At 70.6% G+C, this 16,137-nt stretch carries 14 protein-coding genes; 12 read left to right on the top strand and 2 right to left on the bottom strand.

The features are described 5' to 3' along the window. The first annotated feature begins 5 nt into the window (after positions 1 to 5). The 4 genes from IU449_RS08760 (at position 6) to truB (ending at position 5,418) form a co-directional block, all read left to right on the top strand. Positions 6 to 2,633, top strand: a complete 2,628-nt coding sequence (locus tag IU449_RS08760; protein WP_195001363.1) for a hypothetical protein — start codon at positions 6 to 8, stop codon at positions 2,631 to 2,633. Between the two features lie 169 nt (positions 2,634 to 2,802). Next, the gene (locus IU449_RS08755; RefSeq protein ID WP_195001362.1) at positions 2,803 to 3,759 is read left to right on the top strand and encodes a metallophosphoesterase family protein; all 957 of its coding nucleotides are present in this window, start codon (positions 2,803 to 2,805) and stop codon (positions 3,757 to 3,759) included. A 46-nt stretch (positions 3,760 to 3,805) separates the two neighbouring features. Further along, on the top strand, positions 3,806 to 4,492 hold the full coding sequence (gene npt, locus IU449_RS08750) for a 4'-phosphopantetheinyl transferase Npt (RefSeq protein ID WP_195001361.1): 687 nt from the start codon (positions 3,806 to 3,808) through the stop codon (positions 4,490 to 4,492). Next, on the top strand, positions 4,492 to 5,418 hold the full coding sequence (gene truB / locus IU449_RS08745; protein WP_195001360.1) for a tRNA pseudouridine(55) synthase TruB: 927 nt from the start codon (positions 4,492 to 4,494) through the stop codon (positions 5,416 to 5,418). Before npt ends, truB begins: the two co-directional genes overlap by 1 nt. Before the next feature lie 30 nt (positions 5,419 to 5,448). Here the strand turns inward: truB and IU449_RS08740 are convergent, their stop codons facing one another. Then, positions 5,449 to 6,237 (bottom strand): metal-dependent transcriptional regulator, encoded by a 789-nt coding sequence (locus tag IU449_RS08740; protein WP_195001359.1) that lies wholly within the window; start codon positions 6,235 to 6,237, stop codon positions 5,449 to 5,451. A gap of 132 nt (positions 6,238 to 6,369) precedes the next feature. Between IU449_RS08740 and IU449_RS08735 the strand changes: the two genes are divergently transcribed. The 5 genes from IU449_RS08735 to IU449_RS08715 all read left to right on the top strand — a co-directional run bounded on the left by IU449_RS08735 (position 6,370) and on the right by IU449_RS08715 (position 12,395). Then, positions 6,370 to 7,329, top strand: coding sequence for a bifunctional riboflavin kinase/FAD synthetase (locus IU449_RS08735; RefSeq protein ID WP_195001358.1), 960 nt, complete (start codon positions 6,370 to 6,372; stop codon positions 7,327 to 7,329). A 157-nt stretch (positions 7,330 to 7,486) separates the two neighbouring features. After that, a complete protein-coding gene (rpsO, locus tag IU449_RS08730) occupies positions 7,487 to 7,756 on the top strand; it encodes a 30S ribosomal protein S15 (protein WP_067853890.1) in 270 nt (89 codons plus the stop codon). A gap of 375 nt (positions 7,757 to 8,131) precedes the next feature. Further along, positions 8,132 to 10,417 (top strand): polyribonucleotide nucleotidyltransferase, encoded by a 2,286-nt coding sequence (locus tag IU449_RS08725; RefSeq protein ID WP_195001357.1) that lies wholly within the window; start codon positions 8,132 to 8,134, stop codon positions 10,415 to 10,417. A 98-nt stretch (positions 10,418 to 10,515) separates the two neighbouring features. Next, entirely contained in the window at positions 10,516 to 11,853 is a 1,338-nt protein-coding gene (locus IU449_RS08720; RefSeq protein ID WP_195002419.1) for a M16 family metallopeptidase, read from the top strand. A gap of 116 nt (positions 11,854 to 11,969) precedes the next feature. Beyond that, positions 11,970 to 12,395 carry a hypothetical protein gene (locus IU449_RS08715; RefSeq protein WP_195001356.1) on the top strand — a complete coding sequence of 142 codons (426 nt, stop codon included), beginning with the start codon at positions 11,970 to 11,972 and terminating at the stop codon, positions 12,393 to 12,395. 10 nt (positions 12,396 to 12,405) lie between these two features. On the opposite strand, the gene IU449_RS08710 is transcribed toward IU449_RS08715, so the two are convergent. Continuing rightward, positions 12,406 to 12,729 (bottom strand): ArsR/SmtB family transcription factor, encoded by a 324-nt coding sequence (locus IU449_RS08710; RefSeq protein ID WP_195001355.1) that lies wholly within the window; start codon positions 12,727 to 12,729, stop codon positions 12,406 to 12,408. Positions 12,730 to 12,816: 87 nt separating this feature from the next. Here IU449_RS08710 and IU449_RS08705 point away from each other — a divergent pair, with 87 nt between their 5' ends. The 3 genes from IU449_RS08705 to dapB all read left to right on the top strand — a co-directional run bounded on the left by IU449_RS08705 (position 12,817) and on the right by dapB (position 16,099). Then, a complete protein-coding gene (locus IU449_RS08705; RefSeq protein ID WP_195001354.1) occupies positions 12,817 to 14,031 on the top strand; it encodes an MFS transporter in 1,215 nt (404 codons plus the stop codon). A 117-nt stretch (positions 14,032 to 14,148) separates the two neighbouring features. Then, positions 14,149 to 15,255 (top strand): zinc-binding dehydrogenase, encoded by a 1,107-nt coding sequence (locus tag IU449_RS08700; protein ID WP_195001353.1) that lies wholly within the window; start codon positions 14,149 to 14,151, stop codon positions 15,253 to 15,255. A 97-nt stretch (positions 15,256 to 15,352) separates the two neighbouring features. Beyond that, positions 15,353 to 16,099, top strand: coding sequence for a 4-hydroxy-tetrahydrodipicolinate reductase (gene dapB / locus IU449_RS08695; protein WP_195001352.1), 747 nt, complete (start codon positions 15,353 to 15,355; stop codon positions 16,097 to 16,099). The last annotated feature ends 38 nt before the right edge of the window (positions 16,100 to 16,137 follow it).

Below are 16,137 nucleotides of genomic sequence, written 5' to 3'. Positions count from 1 at the left end.
TCGACATGCATCCCTTCGATCCGAACGACTACCGCAAACGGGTGCTGGCCGCGGTCGAGCGCCGCGGCGGCATCGAACACTCCGACGCCTTCGAGCTCTACGACATTCCCCTCGAGCTGGCCGAAACCCTCACCGACGCCGACGTGGCCGCCCGGGTGAGCGAGGTGTGGGGGTTCTGGCAGCGCCAGCGCGACCATCCCAAGTACCGGGTGCTCGTCGGTTTGCTCGTGGACAACCACGAACGGCTGTCGTATCTGCTGCTGGATGTCTCCGCGCGCCGGGCCGAAGCACTGCGCATCCGGCGCGAGCGCGAGGAGCGCGACGCCGAGCGATTCGAGATGCTCGACGCGGCGATCGCCCGGCTGGTGGAGCGCCACGGTGGTGTGCCCGCGGGCAAGGTCGCCGGTCTCGAGGAGATCGGCGCGATGAGCGGGCTCGGTCCGGACGAAGTGGCGGGCCGGTTGCGCAGGCATCGGATCGTCGAGGACGCCTCGGCCACCGCCGAGCCCGCGCCCCGCCTGCTCACCGAACAACGCCGCACCCAGATCCGCCGTCTGCTGGCGGAATGGGCCAAGCTCGTCGACGGGCCCCCGACCCCGACCCTGCTCGCGCTGATCGGCCTCGACCCGACCCGCGCCGGACACACCGAGGAGATCCGGTTACGCGCCGACGCTCTGCGCGCGCGGGCCAGGGAGCTCCCGCCGGGGCGGATGCGGGTGGTGCTCGACGAACTGCTCGTGCACGTGGGGGATCTGTTGGAGCCCGGCGCGGACGCGGCCGAGGAGTACGTGGTCTCGGTGGTGTCCGACGTGGCCGAACGGTTGCGGCCGAAGGTCAGGGCCGCCGTGCTCGTCGAGGACGAATTGGCGGGCGAGGACTACGATTTCCTGCTCGAGGAGGCCGTCGAGCTCGGTCTCGACCCGTCGGGTGCGGCTATGGTCCTCGAGGAACTGGCGCGTGAACTGGGAGCGCGGGTGCGTGCGGGCACGCCGCCGCCGGTTGCGCCCGGCCCCGCGCCGATCCCGGCCGCCGGCCCCGCTCCGGCTCGCCACGAATGGATGGAGCCGCTGAAGGCCGCTCGCGCCGCCCTGCGCGCGGGCCGTCCGCAGCAGGCGGCCCGCCACATCGCCGACGCGCGCATGCTCGACACCCGTCGCGACGGCACCACCCAGATCCGTTCCGTGGCCGACGATGTCGAGCGGGTGCTCGCCGAAGCGGCGAGCTGGTGGCGGGCCGCGACGGCCGCCCGCGCGGCCAACCGGTACGCCGAAGTGCTCGACCTGGTCGACCGCTTGCGCCGCACCGCCCTGGACGTGCCCCCGCCCACCGGCTACGACGTCGGCCTGGAAGCGTTGGGCGCGGAGGCGAAAGCCGCGGTCGCCGAAGCCGACCGGCTCGTCGGCACCGCCGCGGCCGCTTCTCCGCTCGAACGCGCCCGGCTGCTGACCCGGGCGCTGACCCGCTGCGCCGACCACGAATCGGCTACACGCCAGCTGGCCGCCACCCCCGTGCCCGCCCCGACCGGCGTGGCGACCAGACGGCTGCCCAACGGCTCGGTGCTGGTGACCTGGTCGGCGCCGACCGCCGAACGCGCCGACTACCGCGTCACCTGCCTGCGGCCGGACGGTTCCTGGCGCGTCGTCGGCCGCACACACGGTACCGAGATCGAAGACGGCGGCGCCCCTGCCGACGACATTCCCGTCTACGCGGTCGCCACGGCGATCGGCGGCCGCTACTCCGAACCGGCCCGATCCGACGCCGCACCCGGCTCCGGCACGCGGACCCCCATGGCGTCCTCCTCGGCGTCCACCGGTCGCATCGACTACAGCCGCCGCTCGAGCCCGTCGTATTCGGGCCAGGTCACGCCTACAACCGCAGCGACGACGGCGTCGTCGCAGATGCCGAGCCCGGCACCACCTCTCACCGGGCAATCCGCATCGGCTGCCGCGTCGGGCCCGTCCGGCGAGGAGCGAACTCCGCACCGGGAAGTTCCACCCGTGCCGGTGGCGCCGCCGGTCGAAGAGCGGGATGCCGTTCCCTCGAAGCCCGCAGCCTCCGAGTCCGTCCGTGCCTCGGCCGAGCTCCCCGGCGGGGCGAGCGCCTCCACCCCGGCGCAGTCTTCCGCCCGGGAGCAGATCCCGCCCGTCGGCTGGACATCCGACGCTGCCTCCGCGCCCGCGTCTCGCTCCGACCCCAGGGCGACTGCGGGGCCGACAGTGGAACCGCTCTCCGGCCCGGCGTGGGCCGCGCGGGACGTCGGTGCCGCCGCGGCGGGCGATCCGGCGCGGGCGGGTCATGTGCCCGATGATCCGATGCCGGGCGGTATTCCGGTCGTCGCGCAGCTCGCCGAGAGCGGCGGACTGCTCGTCTTCGACTGGCCGGTCGGCATCACCGAGGTGATGGTCGTCGTGCGCGCCGACCGGCCGCCGCTGACCCACGACGAACCGGGCGCGCGCGCCTGGAAGGTCACGAACATGCGGTACGAGATCGACGGCGGCGTCAGCATCCCGGAGGACCTGCCCCGGCCCTGTCACGTCGCGGTGGCCTCGTGCAGGCGCGAACCCGACGGCAGGCTGCGGGTGGCGCCCGGTGTCGCGCCGACCGCGCGCATGCACTGGTCACACCCGGCCTAGACCGCTTCCAGGCCCTCGTCGTCCATGGTCACGCCACTGCGCCGAAGTGTCTGCGCGACCAGCGCCCGGTACCACCTGCGTGCGGACCGCGGTCGGATCGGCCGCCTCGACAAGGAGCTGCGCGGTGGGGCGGATGAGCGGGCGCCGCCGATGTGACAAGGTGGAGCGGGTGATACCCAAGTTGATGGCGGTGAGCGACATTCACGTCGGCCACCAGGGCAATCGGCCGGTCGTCGAACAGATCCGGCCCGATTCGCCCGAGGACTGGCTGATCGTGGCCGGGGACGTGGGCGAGAAGACCGAAGAGATCCGCTGGGCCCTGGGGCTGCTGCGGGAGCGGTTCGCGAAGGTGATCTGGGTACCGGGCAACCACGAGCTGTGGACCACGGCCAAGGATCCGGTGCAGATGCACGGGGTGGCGCGCTACGACTACCTGGTCTCGATCTGCCGCGACCTCGACGTGGTGACGCCGGAGGACCCGTTCCCGGTCTGGCGTGGCGCGGGCAGCGAGGAGTACGGCGGCGCGGTGACGCTGGTGCCGATGTTCCTGCTCTACGACTACTCGTTCCTGCCCGAGGGCGCGACGGGTAAGGCTGACGGCCTGGCCATCGCTCGCTCGCGCAATGTGGTGGCCACCGACGAGTTCCTGCTCTCGCCGGACCCGTATCTCACCCGTGACGCCTGGTGCCACGACCGCGTGCAGGTGACCGAGCGCAAGCTCGACGGGCTCCCCGAGGGCACGCCTGTGGTGCTCATCAACCACTTCCCGCTCGTGCGCGAGCCCACCGATGTGCTGTTCTACCCCGAGTTCGCGCTGTGGTGCGGCACGGTGCGGACCGCCGACTGGCATACCCGCTACAACGTGGTCTGCTCGGTGTACGGCCATCTACACATTCCGCGCACTTCCTACTACGACGGCGTCCGCTTCGAAGAGGTCTCGCTCGGCTATCCGCGGGAATGGCAGCGCCGCGGCCTGCCGGACCGGCTTCTTCGCCAGATCCTGCCCACGCCCGAGTACCCGCCGGGCGCGCTCAACAAGTGGGGTGGGCATTTCCGGCTGACTCCCGAGATGGAGGCCGCGGCGGCCGAGATGCGGTCCAAGGCCCAGCGTCGCCGAGGCGTGTGAGTGCGGCCGGGGCGGTGCGCGATCCGCTGGACTAGGCTCGTCGGCGATGATCGAGAACATTCTGCCCAGCGGGGTCGCCGCCGCCGAGTTGCTTGACTTCCCCGACGACCTGCGCGCGCATCCGGCCGAGGAGCACCTCATCGCCAATGCGGTGGAGAAGCGCCGTCGCGATTTCATCGGGGCCAGGCACTGCGCGCGCCAGGCCATGGAAGCGCTCGGCGAGAAGCCGGTGGCGATCGGCCGTGGCGAGCGTGGCGCGCCGGTGTGGCCGCGCGGGATCGTCGGCAGTCTCACCCATTGCGACGGTTACCGGGCCGCGGCGCTCGGGCACAAGCTGCGCTTCCGGTCGATCGGTATCGACGCCGAACCGCACGACGCGCTGCCCCCCGGCGTCCTCGATTCGGTGAGTCTGCCGCAGGAGCGGGAGTGGCTGCGCGGCAACGATTCCGGGCTGCACCTGGATCGTCTGCTGTTCTGCGCCAAGGAAGCGACCTACAAGGCGTGGTTTCCGCTGACGACGCGGTGGCTCGGGTTCGAGGACGCGCGCATCGGCTTCACCGTCGAGGAGACGGGCACGGCGGACGAGACGGGCGCGATCTCGGGAGCGGGCACCTTCCGCTCCGAGCTTCTGGTGCCGGGGCAGGTCAACGACGGCGGCACTCCGCTGACCTCCTTCGAGGGCCGTTGGCTGATCACCGACGGGCTGATCCTGACCGCGATCGTGCACGACTGATGGCGGCGGCGAATGCTCCGGTCCGTCGCGTCGACGTGCTCGGCGGACTGCTCATCGTCGACAAAGACGGGGGGCTGACCAGCCACGACGTGGTCGCGCGCTGCCGCAAGATCCTCGGCACCCGCAAGATCGGGCACGCGGGCACCCTCGACCCGATGGCCACCGGCGTGCTGGTGCTCGGCGTGGAACGCGCCACCAAGCTGCTCGGCCTGCTCACCCTGACCACCAAGGCCTACACCGCCACCATCCGGCTGGGCAGTGCCACCACCACCGACGACGCCGAAGGCGACGTGCTGAGCGCGACCCCGGCGACCCATCTCGCCGCCGCCGAGATCGCGGCCGGGGTGGCCGCGTTGACCGGCGACATCCAGCAGGTGCCCGCCACGGTGAGCGCCATCAAGATCGACGGGGAACGCGCCTACGCCCGCCACCGCGCGGGCGAAGAGGTGACGCTGGCGGCGCGGCCGGTCACAGTGTCGCGCTTCGACGTCCTCGCCCGCCGCGACATCGCCGCAGGCGGTTTCGTCGATCTGGACGTGACCGTCGAATGCTCCTCGGGCACCTATGTGCGCGCGCTGGCCCGCGATCTCGGCGCTGCTCTGGGGGTCGGCGGGCACCTGACCGCCCTGCGGCGTACCCGGGTCGGTCCGTTCACCTTGGAGCATGCCCGCACGCTCGCCGATCTCGCCGACGATCCCGTCCTGAACGTGGACATGGACGAGGCTGTGCGCATCGCCTTTCCGCACCGGACGATCGACGACGAACAGGCGCGGTCGTTGCGGGACGGCCGATGGCTGGACCCGATCGGGATGAAGGGCGTGTACGCCGCACTGACCGCCGACGGGACCGCGATCGCGCTGCTCGAGGAGAAGGGCAAGCGCGCCGCGCCGGTCTTCGTGGTGCGTCCGCGCGGCCTGGTCGACTGACCGCCCCACGCGGGCGGTGGCCGCGACCGCTCAGCTGGTGAGCCAGATGGCCTCGGCCGCGGGCTTGCCCAGATCGACCGCGGTGTCCGCGCCGCCGATCAGCACCGCGATCGTCCCGGCGTAGTCGCGGCGCTCGACCACCTCGATGACGGTGTCCAGCGCGATGCCGACCGAGTCGAAGTAGCGCAGCATGTCCGGATCGAAATCGGAGATCCGGGCGACCCGGCCGTGCTGGCCCGCCGTGAACTCGCTGAGCCGGCGGGCGGGCGGAGTGGGCACGTCACCGTCGACGGAGGGGATCGGGTCGCCGTGCGGGTCCCGGTCGGGGTAGCCGAGCTTGGCGTCGATACGGGCCATCAGCAACTCGGAGACGGCGTGCTCGAGCACCTCGGCCTCGTCGTGCACCTCGTCCCAGCCGTAGCCGAGTTCGTTGACCAGGAACGTCTCCAGCAGCCGGTGCCTGCGCACCATCGCCACCGCCGCCCGCCTGCCGTGCTCGGTCAGCGTGATCGAGCCGTAGCGGGCGTGCTCCACCAGACCTTGATCGGCGAGCTTGCGCACCGCCTCGGAGACGGTGGACGCCGAGACGCCGATGCGTTCGGCGAGCAGCTTGGTGGTCACCTTCTCTTCCTGGGACCACTCACGAGCGGTCCAGATGACCTTCAGATAATCCTGCGCGACCGAGGTCAGATCCGGCGCGACCGTCGTGACACCCTCGACCGCGGCGTCCGTCGCGACCGTAGCGTTCACGGAGGCGTCGTTCAGCTCGCGGCGGGTGGCGACATCTCGTTTACCGGGCACATCTGCGAGCTTAGGCATTCTGTCGTCGTTGCACACATCCCCGTGGCGAGTTCACCGGCCGTATACGACACCGGAAGCGACATGTGACCCGGCGTGTGACATCGGCTGGCCGGAATACTGTTCACGCCCTGGTTTGCGTAGGCTTCGCGTGTGCAGAGATGGCGAAGTCTCGAGGACGTGCCCGCGGACTGGGGTCGCTGCGTGCTCACGATCGGCGTTTTCGACGGAGTGCACCGTGGCCACGCGCAACTGATCAGCAGAGCGGTGAAATCGGCCGCCGCGCGCGGTGTTCCAGCGGTGCTGATGACCTTCGATCCGCACCCGATGGAAGTGGTGCGACCCGGTTCCCATCCGGCCCAGCTGACCACGCTGACCCGTCGCGCCGAGCTGGTCGAGGAACTCGGCATCGATGTGTTCTGCGTGATGCCCTTCACCCCCGAGTTCATGAAGCTCACGCCGGGCCGCTACGTGCACGATCTGCTGGTCGAACGGCTGCACGTCGCCGAGGTGGTGGTGGGCGACAACTTCACCTTCGGCAAGAAGGCGGCGGGCACCGTGGCGACCATGAAAGAGCTGGGGCAGCGCTTCGGTTTCGAGGTCGACGAGGTCACGCTCGTCGGTGAGCACGCGGTCACCTTCTCCTCGACCTACATCCGCGCCTGTGTCGACGCGGGGGACATGCGGTCGGCCGCCGAGGCGCTGGGCCGCCCGCATCGCGTCGAGGGCGTCGTCGTGCGCGGCGACGGACGTGGCCGTGAGCTCGGTTTCCCCACCGCCAATGTCGCGCCGCCGATGTTCGCGGCCATCCCCGCCGACGGGGTCTACGCGGGCTGGTTCACCGTGCTCGGTCCCGGCCCCACCATCGGCACCGTCACCCCGGGCGAGCGGGCGATGGCCGCCATCTCCGTGGGCACCAACCCCACCTTCTCCGGCCGGGCCCGCACCGTCGAGGCCTACGTCATCGACGGCAAGGCCGACCTGTACGGCCAGCATGTGGCGGTCGATTTCGTCGAGCACCTGCGCGGTATGGAGAAGTTCGACGGGCTCGACCAGTTGATCGAGGCGATGGGCCGCGACGTGGACAACGCGCGCCGCATCCTCGCCGAGTGATCAGCCCGCCGGGGGCCGCATCGGTGCCAGCGGACCGGCTCCGGTAAGGTGGCTCCTCGGGTTCGCTGCGGTCCGCGGTGGCTGCCCGGCCGGGATGTCGCACCATCTTTCCCGAGACCATCCGAGCGCGGAACTGAGAAACAGGAGTGGATGCCCCATGGCGCTGACCACCGAACAGAAGTCGGCCATCCTGGCCGAGTACGGCCTGCACGAGAAGGACACCGGCTCCCCGGAGGCGCAGATCGCGCTGCTGTCCAAGCGGATCGCCGACATCACCGAGCACCTGAAGCAGCACAAGCACGACCACCACACCCGCCACGGCCTGATGGCGCTGATCGGTCGGCGCAAGCGGCTGTCGAAGTACCTGGCCGACAACGACATCGAGCGCTACCGCGCCCTGATCGAGCGCCTGGGTCTGCGCCGCTGAACCTGCTCTGTGCGAGCCGGTAGGTCGATAGCCAACGGGGAGACGTACACTCTTCCCCGTTGGCTATTCGTGTTGGATGGGTAAGCACTCTTCCGGCAGTAACAACATGTGCACAGCCGTAAGCACCCGTCGCGTGGCGTCGGTCTTCGGTAGTGGCCTTTCGAGCGGATCTCTCCGCCCGGCGGGCTTCGATCGATGACCGCCTCCGCGTCGCCGTTCCCAAGGGGGAACCGGCCGGGTGCGCGCGTCGTGGCCACGGGGGTCACCGCGCGACCGTGCCGGATACGGCTGACAACAGCCGGATCGTCCGGCGTCCCGGGAACTCCTGGGCCGCCCACCGCGATCCGGCGAGACGAGAGGTTGAGAGAAGAAAAGATGACGCAGACAACTGAACGCAAGTCTTCGGCCGTCGAGGTCGAGCCGGGTGTCTTCGAGTCGGTCGCGCTGATCGACAACGGCAGCTACGGCACCCGCACCGTGCGTTTCGAGACCGGCCGCCTGGCCCGTCAGGCCGCGGGTTCGGTCGTGGCCTACCTGGACGACGAGAACATGCTGCTGTCGGCCACCACCGCGGGTAAGTCCCCCAAGGAGCAGTTCGACTTCTTCCCGCTGACGGTGGATGTCGAGGAGCGGATGTACGCCGCGGGGCGCATCCCCGGTTCGTTCTTCCGTCGTGAGGGCCGTCCCTCCACCGACGCGATCCTGACCTGCCGCCTGATCGACCGTCCGCTGCGCCCGTCGTTCGTCGACGGCCTGCGCAACGAGATCCAGGTCGTGGTCACCGTGCTGAGCCTGGATCCGAACGATCTGTACGACGTGGTGGCCATCAACGCCGCCTCCGCCTCCACCCAGATCGCCGGCCTGCCGTTCTCCGGCCCGGTCGGCGGCGTGCGCGTCGCGCTGATCCCCGACCACGACGGCAGCGGCCAGTGGGTCGCGTTCCCGACCGTCGAGCAGCTCGAGGGCGCGGTCTTCGACATGGTCGTCGCGGGCCGGGTCGTCGAATCCGGTGACGTCGCGATCATGATGGTCGAGGCCGAGGCCACCGACAAGGTCATCGAGCTGATCGAGGGTGGCGCGCAGGCGCCCACCGAGGCCGTCGTCGCCGAGGGCCTCGAGGCCGCCAAGCCGTTCATCGCCCGGCTGTGCCGCGCGCAGGCGGATCTGGCCGAGCTGGCCGCCAAGCCGACCGGCGAGTTCCCGCTGTTCCCGCCCTACGAGAGCGATGTGTTCGAGGCGGTCGAGGCCGCGGCGAAGGCCGACCTGGACCAGGCGCTGAGCATCGCCGACAAGCAGGCCCGTGAGGCCCGCACCGACGAGATCAAGCTCGCCGTGCTCGACGAGCTGGCCGAGAAGTTCGCCGGTCGCGAGAAGGAACTGGGCGCGGCGTTCCGTTCGGTCACCAAGAAGCTGGTGCGCAAGCGCATCCTGACCGACGGTTTCCGCATCGACGGCCGCGGTCTGGCCGACATCCGCGCGCTCTCGGCCGAGGTGGCCGTGATTCCGCGTGCGCACGGTTCGGCGCTGTTCGAGCGTGGCGAGACCCAGATCATGGGCGTCACCACCCTGGACATGGTCAAGATGGCCCAGCAGGTCGACTCGCTCGGCCCGGAGACCAGCAAGCGCTACATGCACCACTACAACTTCCCGCCGTTCTCCACCGGTGAGACCGGTCGCGTGGGCTCGCCCAAGCGGCGCGAGATCGGCCACGGTGCGCTGGCCGAGCGCGCGCTGATCCCGGTGCTGCCCAGCCAGGAGGAGTTCCCTTACGCCATCCGTCAGGTCTCCGAGGCGCTGGGCTCCAACGGCTCCACCTCGATGGGCTCGGTCTGCGCCTCGACGCTGTCGCTGCTCAACGCCGGTGTGCCGCTCAAGGCGCCGGTCGCCGGTATCGCGATGGGCCTGGTGTCGGACACCGTCACCAACGACAAGGGCGAGTCCGAGATCCGCTACGTCGCGCTGACCGACATCCTCGGCGCCGAGGATGCCTTCGGCGACATGGACTTCAAGGTCGCGGGCACCCGTGACTTCGTCACCGCGCTGCAGCTGGACACCAAGCTCGACGGCATCCCCTCGCAGGTGCTCGCCGGTGCGCTGAGCCAGGCGCACGACGCGCGCACCACGATCCTGGACGTGATGGCCGAGGCCATCGCCACCCCGGACGAGATGAGCCCCTACGCGCCGCGCGTCACCGCGATCAAGATCCCGGTCGACAAGATCGGCGAGGTGATCGGCCCGAAGGGCAAGGTCATCAACCAGATCACCGAGGACACCGGCGCCAACATCTCCATCGAGGACGACGGCACCGTGTTCGTCGGCGCGACCGACGGCCCGTCGGCGCAGGCCGCGATCGACGCGATCAACGCCATCGCCAACCCGCAGCTGCCGAAGGTCGGCGAGCGCTTCCTGGGCACGGTCGTCAAGACCACCGCCTTCGGCGCGTTCGTCTCGCTGCTGCCGGGCCGCGACGGTCTGGTGCACATCTCCAAGCTGGGGCAGGGCAAGCGCGTGGCCAAGGTCGAGGACGTGGTGAACGTCGGCGACAAGCTGCGTGTGGAGATCGCCGACATCGACAACCGCGGCAAGATCTCCCTCGTGCCGGTCGAGGAGGCCGCCGAGGAGCCCGCCGCCGCGGATGCCGTGGATGCCGGAGCCGAGTAGCCCTTGTCCTCGAGCATGATGAATCCGAGCGCGACGAACCCGAGCAAGACGAAGCCGAGCAAGACGAATCTGTGAGCGACGAGAAGACGACGACCCCCCTGCTCGCGCAGGGGGGTTCGTCAGCGCAACGGGAGGTCGGCGAAGCCGTGGACACCGGCGTGCGGCGCACGGTGCTGCCCGGCGGCCTGCGGGTCGTGACCGAGCACGTGCCGGGCGTGCGGTCGGCATCCGTCGGGGTGTGGGTCGGCGTGGGTTCGCGCGACGAGGGCCGCACCGTCGCCGGTGCGGCGCACTTCCTCGAGCATCTGCTGTTCAAGGCGACGCCCACGCGCTCGGCGCTGGACATCGCGCAGGCGATGGACGCGGTCGGTGGTGAGCTCAACGCCTTCACCGCCAAGGAGCAGACCTGCTATTACGCCCACGTGCTCGACGAGGATCTGCCGCTGGCGGTGGACATGGTCTCCGACGTGGTACTCAACGGCCTGTGCCGACCGGTCGATGTGGACGTGGAGCGGCAGGTGGTGCTCGAGGAGATCGCCATGCGCGACGACGATCCCGAGGATCTGGTCGGCGACTCCTTCCTGACCGCCCTGTTCGGCGATCATCCGATCGGGCGGCCGGTGATCGGGTCGGTGGAGTCCGTCGAGTCGATGACCGCCGCCCAGCTGCGCGGGTTCCATCTGCGCCGCTACCGTCCGGACCGGATGGTCGTCGCGGTGGCGGGCAATGTCGAGCACGAGCACACCGTCGAACTGGTGCACCGGGCTTTCGCCGGTCGCCTCGACCTGTCGGCCGAGCCGGCGCCGCGCCGGGAGGGGACCTTTCGCGGGCGGGCCGTTCCGGAACTGCGGCGCAACTTCCGCGACAGCGAGCAGGCGCACCTGGTGTTCGGGGTGCGCGCCTTCGGGCGTCACGAGGCCGAACGGCGCTGGCCGCTGTCGGTGCTCAACACCGTCGTCGGCGGCGGACTCAGTTCGCGGCTGTTCCAGTGCATCCGGGAGGAGCGCGGGCTGGCCTACTCGGTGTATTCGAGTGTGGACACCTTCGCCGACACCGGGGCGTTCTCGGTGTACCTGGGTTGCCAGCCGGAGAACCTCGGGCAGGTGGCGGAGCTGGCGCGTGGGGTGCTCGAGGAGATCGCCGAACACGGCGTCACCGATGCCGAATGCGCCCGCGCGAAGGGGTCGCTGCGTGGCGGGCTCGTGCTCGGCCTGGAGGATTCCGGGTCGCGGATGAACCGGATCGGGCGCAGCGAACTCAGCTACGGCAATCACCGCAGTGTCTCCGAGACGCTCTCGCGCATCGATGCCGTGACCACCGACGAGGTCGCCGCTATCGCCTCGACATTGCTGTCGCGCCCGTTCGCGGCCTCGGTCACCGGACCGTACCGGCGGACACGTGACCTGCCCGCCGCGGTGCGTCGCCTGGTCGCCTGAGACCGCGGATCGCTACCGTCCGCGGGCCTTTCCGCACTGCCGCGATACCGTGGCGAGCGGTTCCGGGCCTGTCCCCGCGTGGGGGCAGGCCCCTCATCGGGAGACGAGGAGATCGGATGATCCGCATCGGACGAGTCGTGCGCGCGGCCGCGACGCTCGCGGTCGTGACGGCGGTGGCAGGGGCGTGCGGTAGCAGCTCCGCCGACGACGCCGCCGACTCGGCGGGAACGAGCGAAGGCGCCTTGCGCACCGCCGCGCAGCAGTGGTCACAGGCCGTCGCGGCGGGCGACTATCGGGCGGCCTACCAATTCCGCTCGGCGCGTTGCCGTCTCACCCTCGGTCAGGACGCCTACGTCGAAGAGATGTCGCAGCGGTACGCCGACCGCGACCTCGGCGCCGCCGAACCCGACATCACTGTCGCGGTCACCGGCGACACCGGGCAGGTCACCGTCCGGTTCACCGACGGGCCGGCGGTCGAGGGCGGCGTCGAGACGGCCACGTGGAAGTACGTCGACGGCACCTGGCGATACGACACCTGCTGAGTGGGGCGCGTCAGTGCTGGGCCGCGTGGTTGGCCGCGCCGACCACGGAGGCCAGTAGTCCGGGCAGCGCGGTTTCCAGGTCCTCGGTGCGCAGACGTTGGTAGGTATTGCCCTCGATGACGACCCGCTCCACCAGCCCGGCCTTGTGCAGGATCTTGAAGTGATGGGTCGCGGTCGATTTGTTGATCGCGTCGTAGAGGGCGCTGCAGCGCACCGCGTCACCCGCGTTGCTCAATCTGCGCACCATCTCGAGGCGAACCGGGTCCTGAAGCGCGCCCAGCACGGTCGGTAGCGCGGCGACAGGCGGCGGGGGTTCGGGTTGCGCGTCGGTCATGCGATTCTCCCCGGTGGTTTGACGATCATCGAACCGAATGTAGTGTTGGGTTTGATCAACATCAAACCTACCGGATGGGGAGCGTCGATGGCAGCGTTGACGACAGTGGTCGACGAGCGGCCCGCCACGCAGCGATGGGCCTACGGCCTGGTGCTGGCGGCCACCGGCGTCGCCCTCGGCGTCTCCGGCGCGCCCGCGCCGCTGTACGGCCTCTACGAACAGCAATGGCAACTGTCGCCGTTCACCACGACGTTGGTGTTCGCGGTGTACGCGGTCGCGGCGCTGGCGGCGGTTCTGGTGTCGGGACGGATCTCCGACGTCGTCGGCCGCAAGCCGGTGCTGGTCGGCGCCTTCGTCGTGCTGATCGCCGGACTCGCGGTGTTCCTGCTCGCCGACTCGGTGCCGATGCTGTTGCTGGCCAGAGCATTACACGGTCTCGCGGTCGGCTCGACGGTGGTGGCCGGAGCCGCGGCGCTGCTGGATCTGCGCCCGCGGCACGGCGCTCGGTCCGGGCAGCTCAGCGGCGTCGCGTTCAATGTCGGTATGGCCGTGGCGATCCTGGGCTCGGCGCTGCTGGCCCAGTACGCGCCACACCCGCTGCGCACGCCGTACGTCGTGATCACCGTGCTCTGCCTGGCCGTCGGCGCAGGCGTGCTGCTGCTGCGCGAACCGCACGGCGCGCGCGTTCCCGGCGTCATCCGTATCGCGAAACCAGCTGTGCCGCAGGAGATCCGCGCCGACTTCTGGTTCTCGGCGATCGGCGTGATGGCGGCCTGGTCGGTGCTCGGCGTCTTGCTGTCGCTGTACCCGTCGCTGGCCGCCCAGCAGACCGGCATCCACAATCTCGTCTTCGGCGGTGCCGTGGTCGCCTCGACGGCATTGTCCGGCGCCGCCGTGCAGTTGGTGGCGCACCGCGTCCGCGCCCGCCGTGCCGCCATCGTCGGCGACACCGGCATGGCCGCCGCGTTGCTGCTCACCGTGCCCGCGCTGGCCACCCACAGCTGGATCGCGGTCCTCGGCGCGGGCATCGCGCTCGGTGCCACCTTCGGCCTCGGTTTCGGCGGCTCGCTGCGGCATCTGTCGGAGGTGGTGCCCCCGCACAAGCGCGGGGAAACCATGTCGGCCTACTACCTGCTCGCCTACTCGGCCATGGCGCTGCCGACGGTGGCGGCGGGCTGGGCCGCCACCACCTGGGGCATCGAGCAGGTGTTCCCGTGGTTCGTCACATCGGTCGCGCTGGCCTGCCTGGGCGCGGCCGGGCTCGGTCTGCGCCGCAACCGGATCGCCGCGGTCGTGCGCTGACCGGCCCGGCCGGCCGCGCTCACCTTCGGCACGATCGTCGGGCGGAGTTCCGGGGGCGGAGCGCGACAGGGAGCACGGGCCTCGTGGACCGGCCACCGCGGCGGTAGCGTGCGCGGTATGAGGATTCGAGGCGCGGTGCTGGAACGGATCGGGGCGCACGCCCCCTTCGCCGAATCACGGCCGATCAGCGTGTGCGAACTGGAACTGGCGGATCCGGGGCCGGGGGAGTTGCTGGTGCGTATCGAGGCGGCCGGGCTCTGCCATTCGGATCTGTCGGTCGTCGACGGCAACCGGGTGCGGCCGGTGCCGATGTTGCTCGGGCACGAGGCGGCGGGCCGGGTCGAGGCCGTCGGCTCCGGCGACAGCGACATCGCCGTCGGGCAGCGGGTCGTCATGACATTCCTGCCGCGCTGCGGGGACTGCGCGGGCTGCGGCAGCGAGGGGCGGATGCCCTGCGTACCGGGCAGCGTCGCCAACAACGAGGGGGTGCTGCTCGGCGGCGGCAGACGGTTGCGTCGCGACGGTGAGCAGGTGCATCACCATCTCGGGGTCTCCGCGTTCGCCACGCACGCGGTGGTCGACCGCCGCTCGGTGGTACCCGTCGACGACGACGTGCCGCCGGAGGTGGCCGCCGTGCTCGGCTGCGCGGTGCTCACCGGCGGCGGCGCGCTGCTCAATTCGGCGAAACCGGGGCCGGGCGACCGGGTCATGGTGGTCGGTCTCGGGGGCGTCGGCATGGCGGCGGTACTGGTCGCGGTGTCCCTCGGCGCGCCCGAGGTGATCGCGGTCGACACCGTGCCCGAAAAGCTGGCCTTGGCAAGGGAATGGGGTGCCACCGCCGCGCACACCCCGGCCGAGGTCGCCGAGGGGGGTGTGCAGGCCGAGGTCGTCGTGGAGGCAGCGGGCAATGTGCGCGCCTTCGAGACCGCCGTCGCCGCGACCGCCGCGGGCGGCACCACCGTCACCGTCGGCCTGCCCGCCCCGGACGCGCGGGCGAGCATCTCGCCGCTCGCTCTGGTCGCGCAGGGCAGGTCCATCGTCGGCAGCTATCTGGGTTCGGCGGTGCCCTCGCGCGACATCCCCGAGTACGTCCGTCGGTGGCGCGCGGGCGGGCTGCCGGTCGAACGCCTGGTGTCGGCGCACATCGGACTGGACCAGATCAACCAGGCGATGGACGAACTCGCGGCCGGGCACGCCCTGCGTCAGGTGATCGTCTTCGACTGACTCGAGACTGCTCGCCCCGATCGGGAGCGGGGCCGCGTTCGCCTTCGACAGGCGCTCGATAGGCTTTGCGGCGACACCAGCGATACGAGGAGGTGCGGTGACCATTCGGGTCGGAGTGCTGGGAGCACGCGGGAAAGTCGGACAGGCGATCTGCGCGGCGGTTCAGGCGGCGGACGACCTGGAACTGGTCGCCGAGGTCGACAAGGACGACGCGCTGGACAGCTTCACCGAGTCGGGCGCCCAGGTGGTGGTCGATTTCACCCATCCCGACGTGGTGATGGGCAACCTGAAGTTCCTGGTCGAGAACGGCATCCATGCCGTCGTCGGCACCACCGGCTTCGACGCCGACCGCCTGGACGAGGTGCGCGGCTGGCTGTCGGAGAGCCCGAGCACCGGCGTGCTGATCGCGCCGAACTTCGCCATCGGCGCGGTGCTGTCGATGCGCTTCGCCGAGCAGGCGGCCCGGTTCTTCGATTCGGTCGAGGTCATCGAGTTGCATCACCCCAACAAGGCCGACGCGCCCTCCGGCACGGCCTACCGCACCGCCGGGCTGATCGCCGAGGCCAGGCAGCGCGCCGGTGTCGGTCGTAGTCCCGACGCCACCACCACCGAACTCGAGGGTGCGCGCGGCGCCGACGTGGACGGCGTCCGGGTGCACTCGGTGCGCCTGGCCGGGCTCGTGGCCCACCAGGAGGTGCTGTTCGGCACCCAGGGCGAGACCCTGACCATCCGCCACGACTCGATCGACCGGTCCTCGTTCGCTCCCGGCGTACTGCTCGGCGTGCGCGGGATCGCCGAGCGCCCCGGGCTCACGGTGGGCCTCGACCCGTTCCTCGATCTGTGAGTCCCCGGAAAACGCCGGGTCCGCACTCTGCCCGAGTC

The sequence above is a fragment of the Nocardia higoensis genome (genome assembly GCF_015477835.1).
GTDB lineage: Bacteria > Actinomycetota > Actinomycetes > Mycobacteriales > Mycobacteriaceae > Nocardia > Nocardia higoensis_A.
Note: the sequence above shows the minus strand (reverse complement) of the source record. Positions and strands in the feature narration are given on the sequence as shown.

What these genes read in the sequence shown, in the direction of transcription:
- IU449_RS08760 (WP_195001363.1), top strand. Translation starts at nt 6, where the DNA reads ATGCATCCCTTCGATCCGAACGACTACCGCAAACGGGTGCTGGCCGCG.
- npt (WP_195001361.1), top strand. Translation starts at nt 3,806, where the DNA reads ATGATCGAGAACATTCTGCCCAGCGGGGTCGCCGCCGCCGAGTTGCTT.
- truB (WP_195001360.1), top strand. Translation starts at nt 4,492, where the DNA reads ATGGCGGCGGCGAATGCTCCGGTCCGTCGCGTCGACGTGCTCGGCGGA.
- IU449_RS08740 (WP_195001359.1), bottom strand. Translation starts at nt 6,237, where the DNA reads ATGCCTAAGCTCGCAGATGTGCCCGGTAAACGAGATGTCGCCACCCGC.
- rpsO (WP_067853890.1), top strand. Translation starts at nt 7,487, where the DNA reads ATGGCGCTGACCACCGAACAGAAGTCGGCCATCCTGGCCGAGTACGGC.
- IU449_RS08725 (WP_195001357.1), top strand. Translation starts at nt 8,132, where the DNA reads ATGACGCAGACAACTGAACGCAAGTCTTCGGCCGTCGAGGTCGAGCCG.
- IU449_RS08715 (WP_195001356.1), top strand. Translation starts at nt 11,970, where the DNA reads ATGATCCGCATCGGACGAGTCGTGCGCGCGGCCGCGACGCTCGCGGTC.
- IU449_RS08710 (WP_195001355.1), bottom strand. Translation starts at nt 12,729, where the DNA reads ATGACCGACGCGCAACCCGAACCCCCGCCGCCTGTCGCCGCGCTACCG.
- IU449_RS08705 (WP_195001354.1), top strand. Translation starts at nt 12,817, where the DNA reads ATGGCAGCGTTGACGACAGTGGTCGACGAGCGGCCCGCCACGCAGCGA.
- IU449_RS08700 (WP_195001353.1), top strand. Translation starts at nt 14,149, where the DNA reads ATGAGGATTCGAGGCGCGGTGCTGGAACGGATCGGGGCGCACGCCCCC.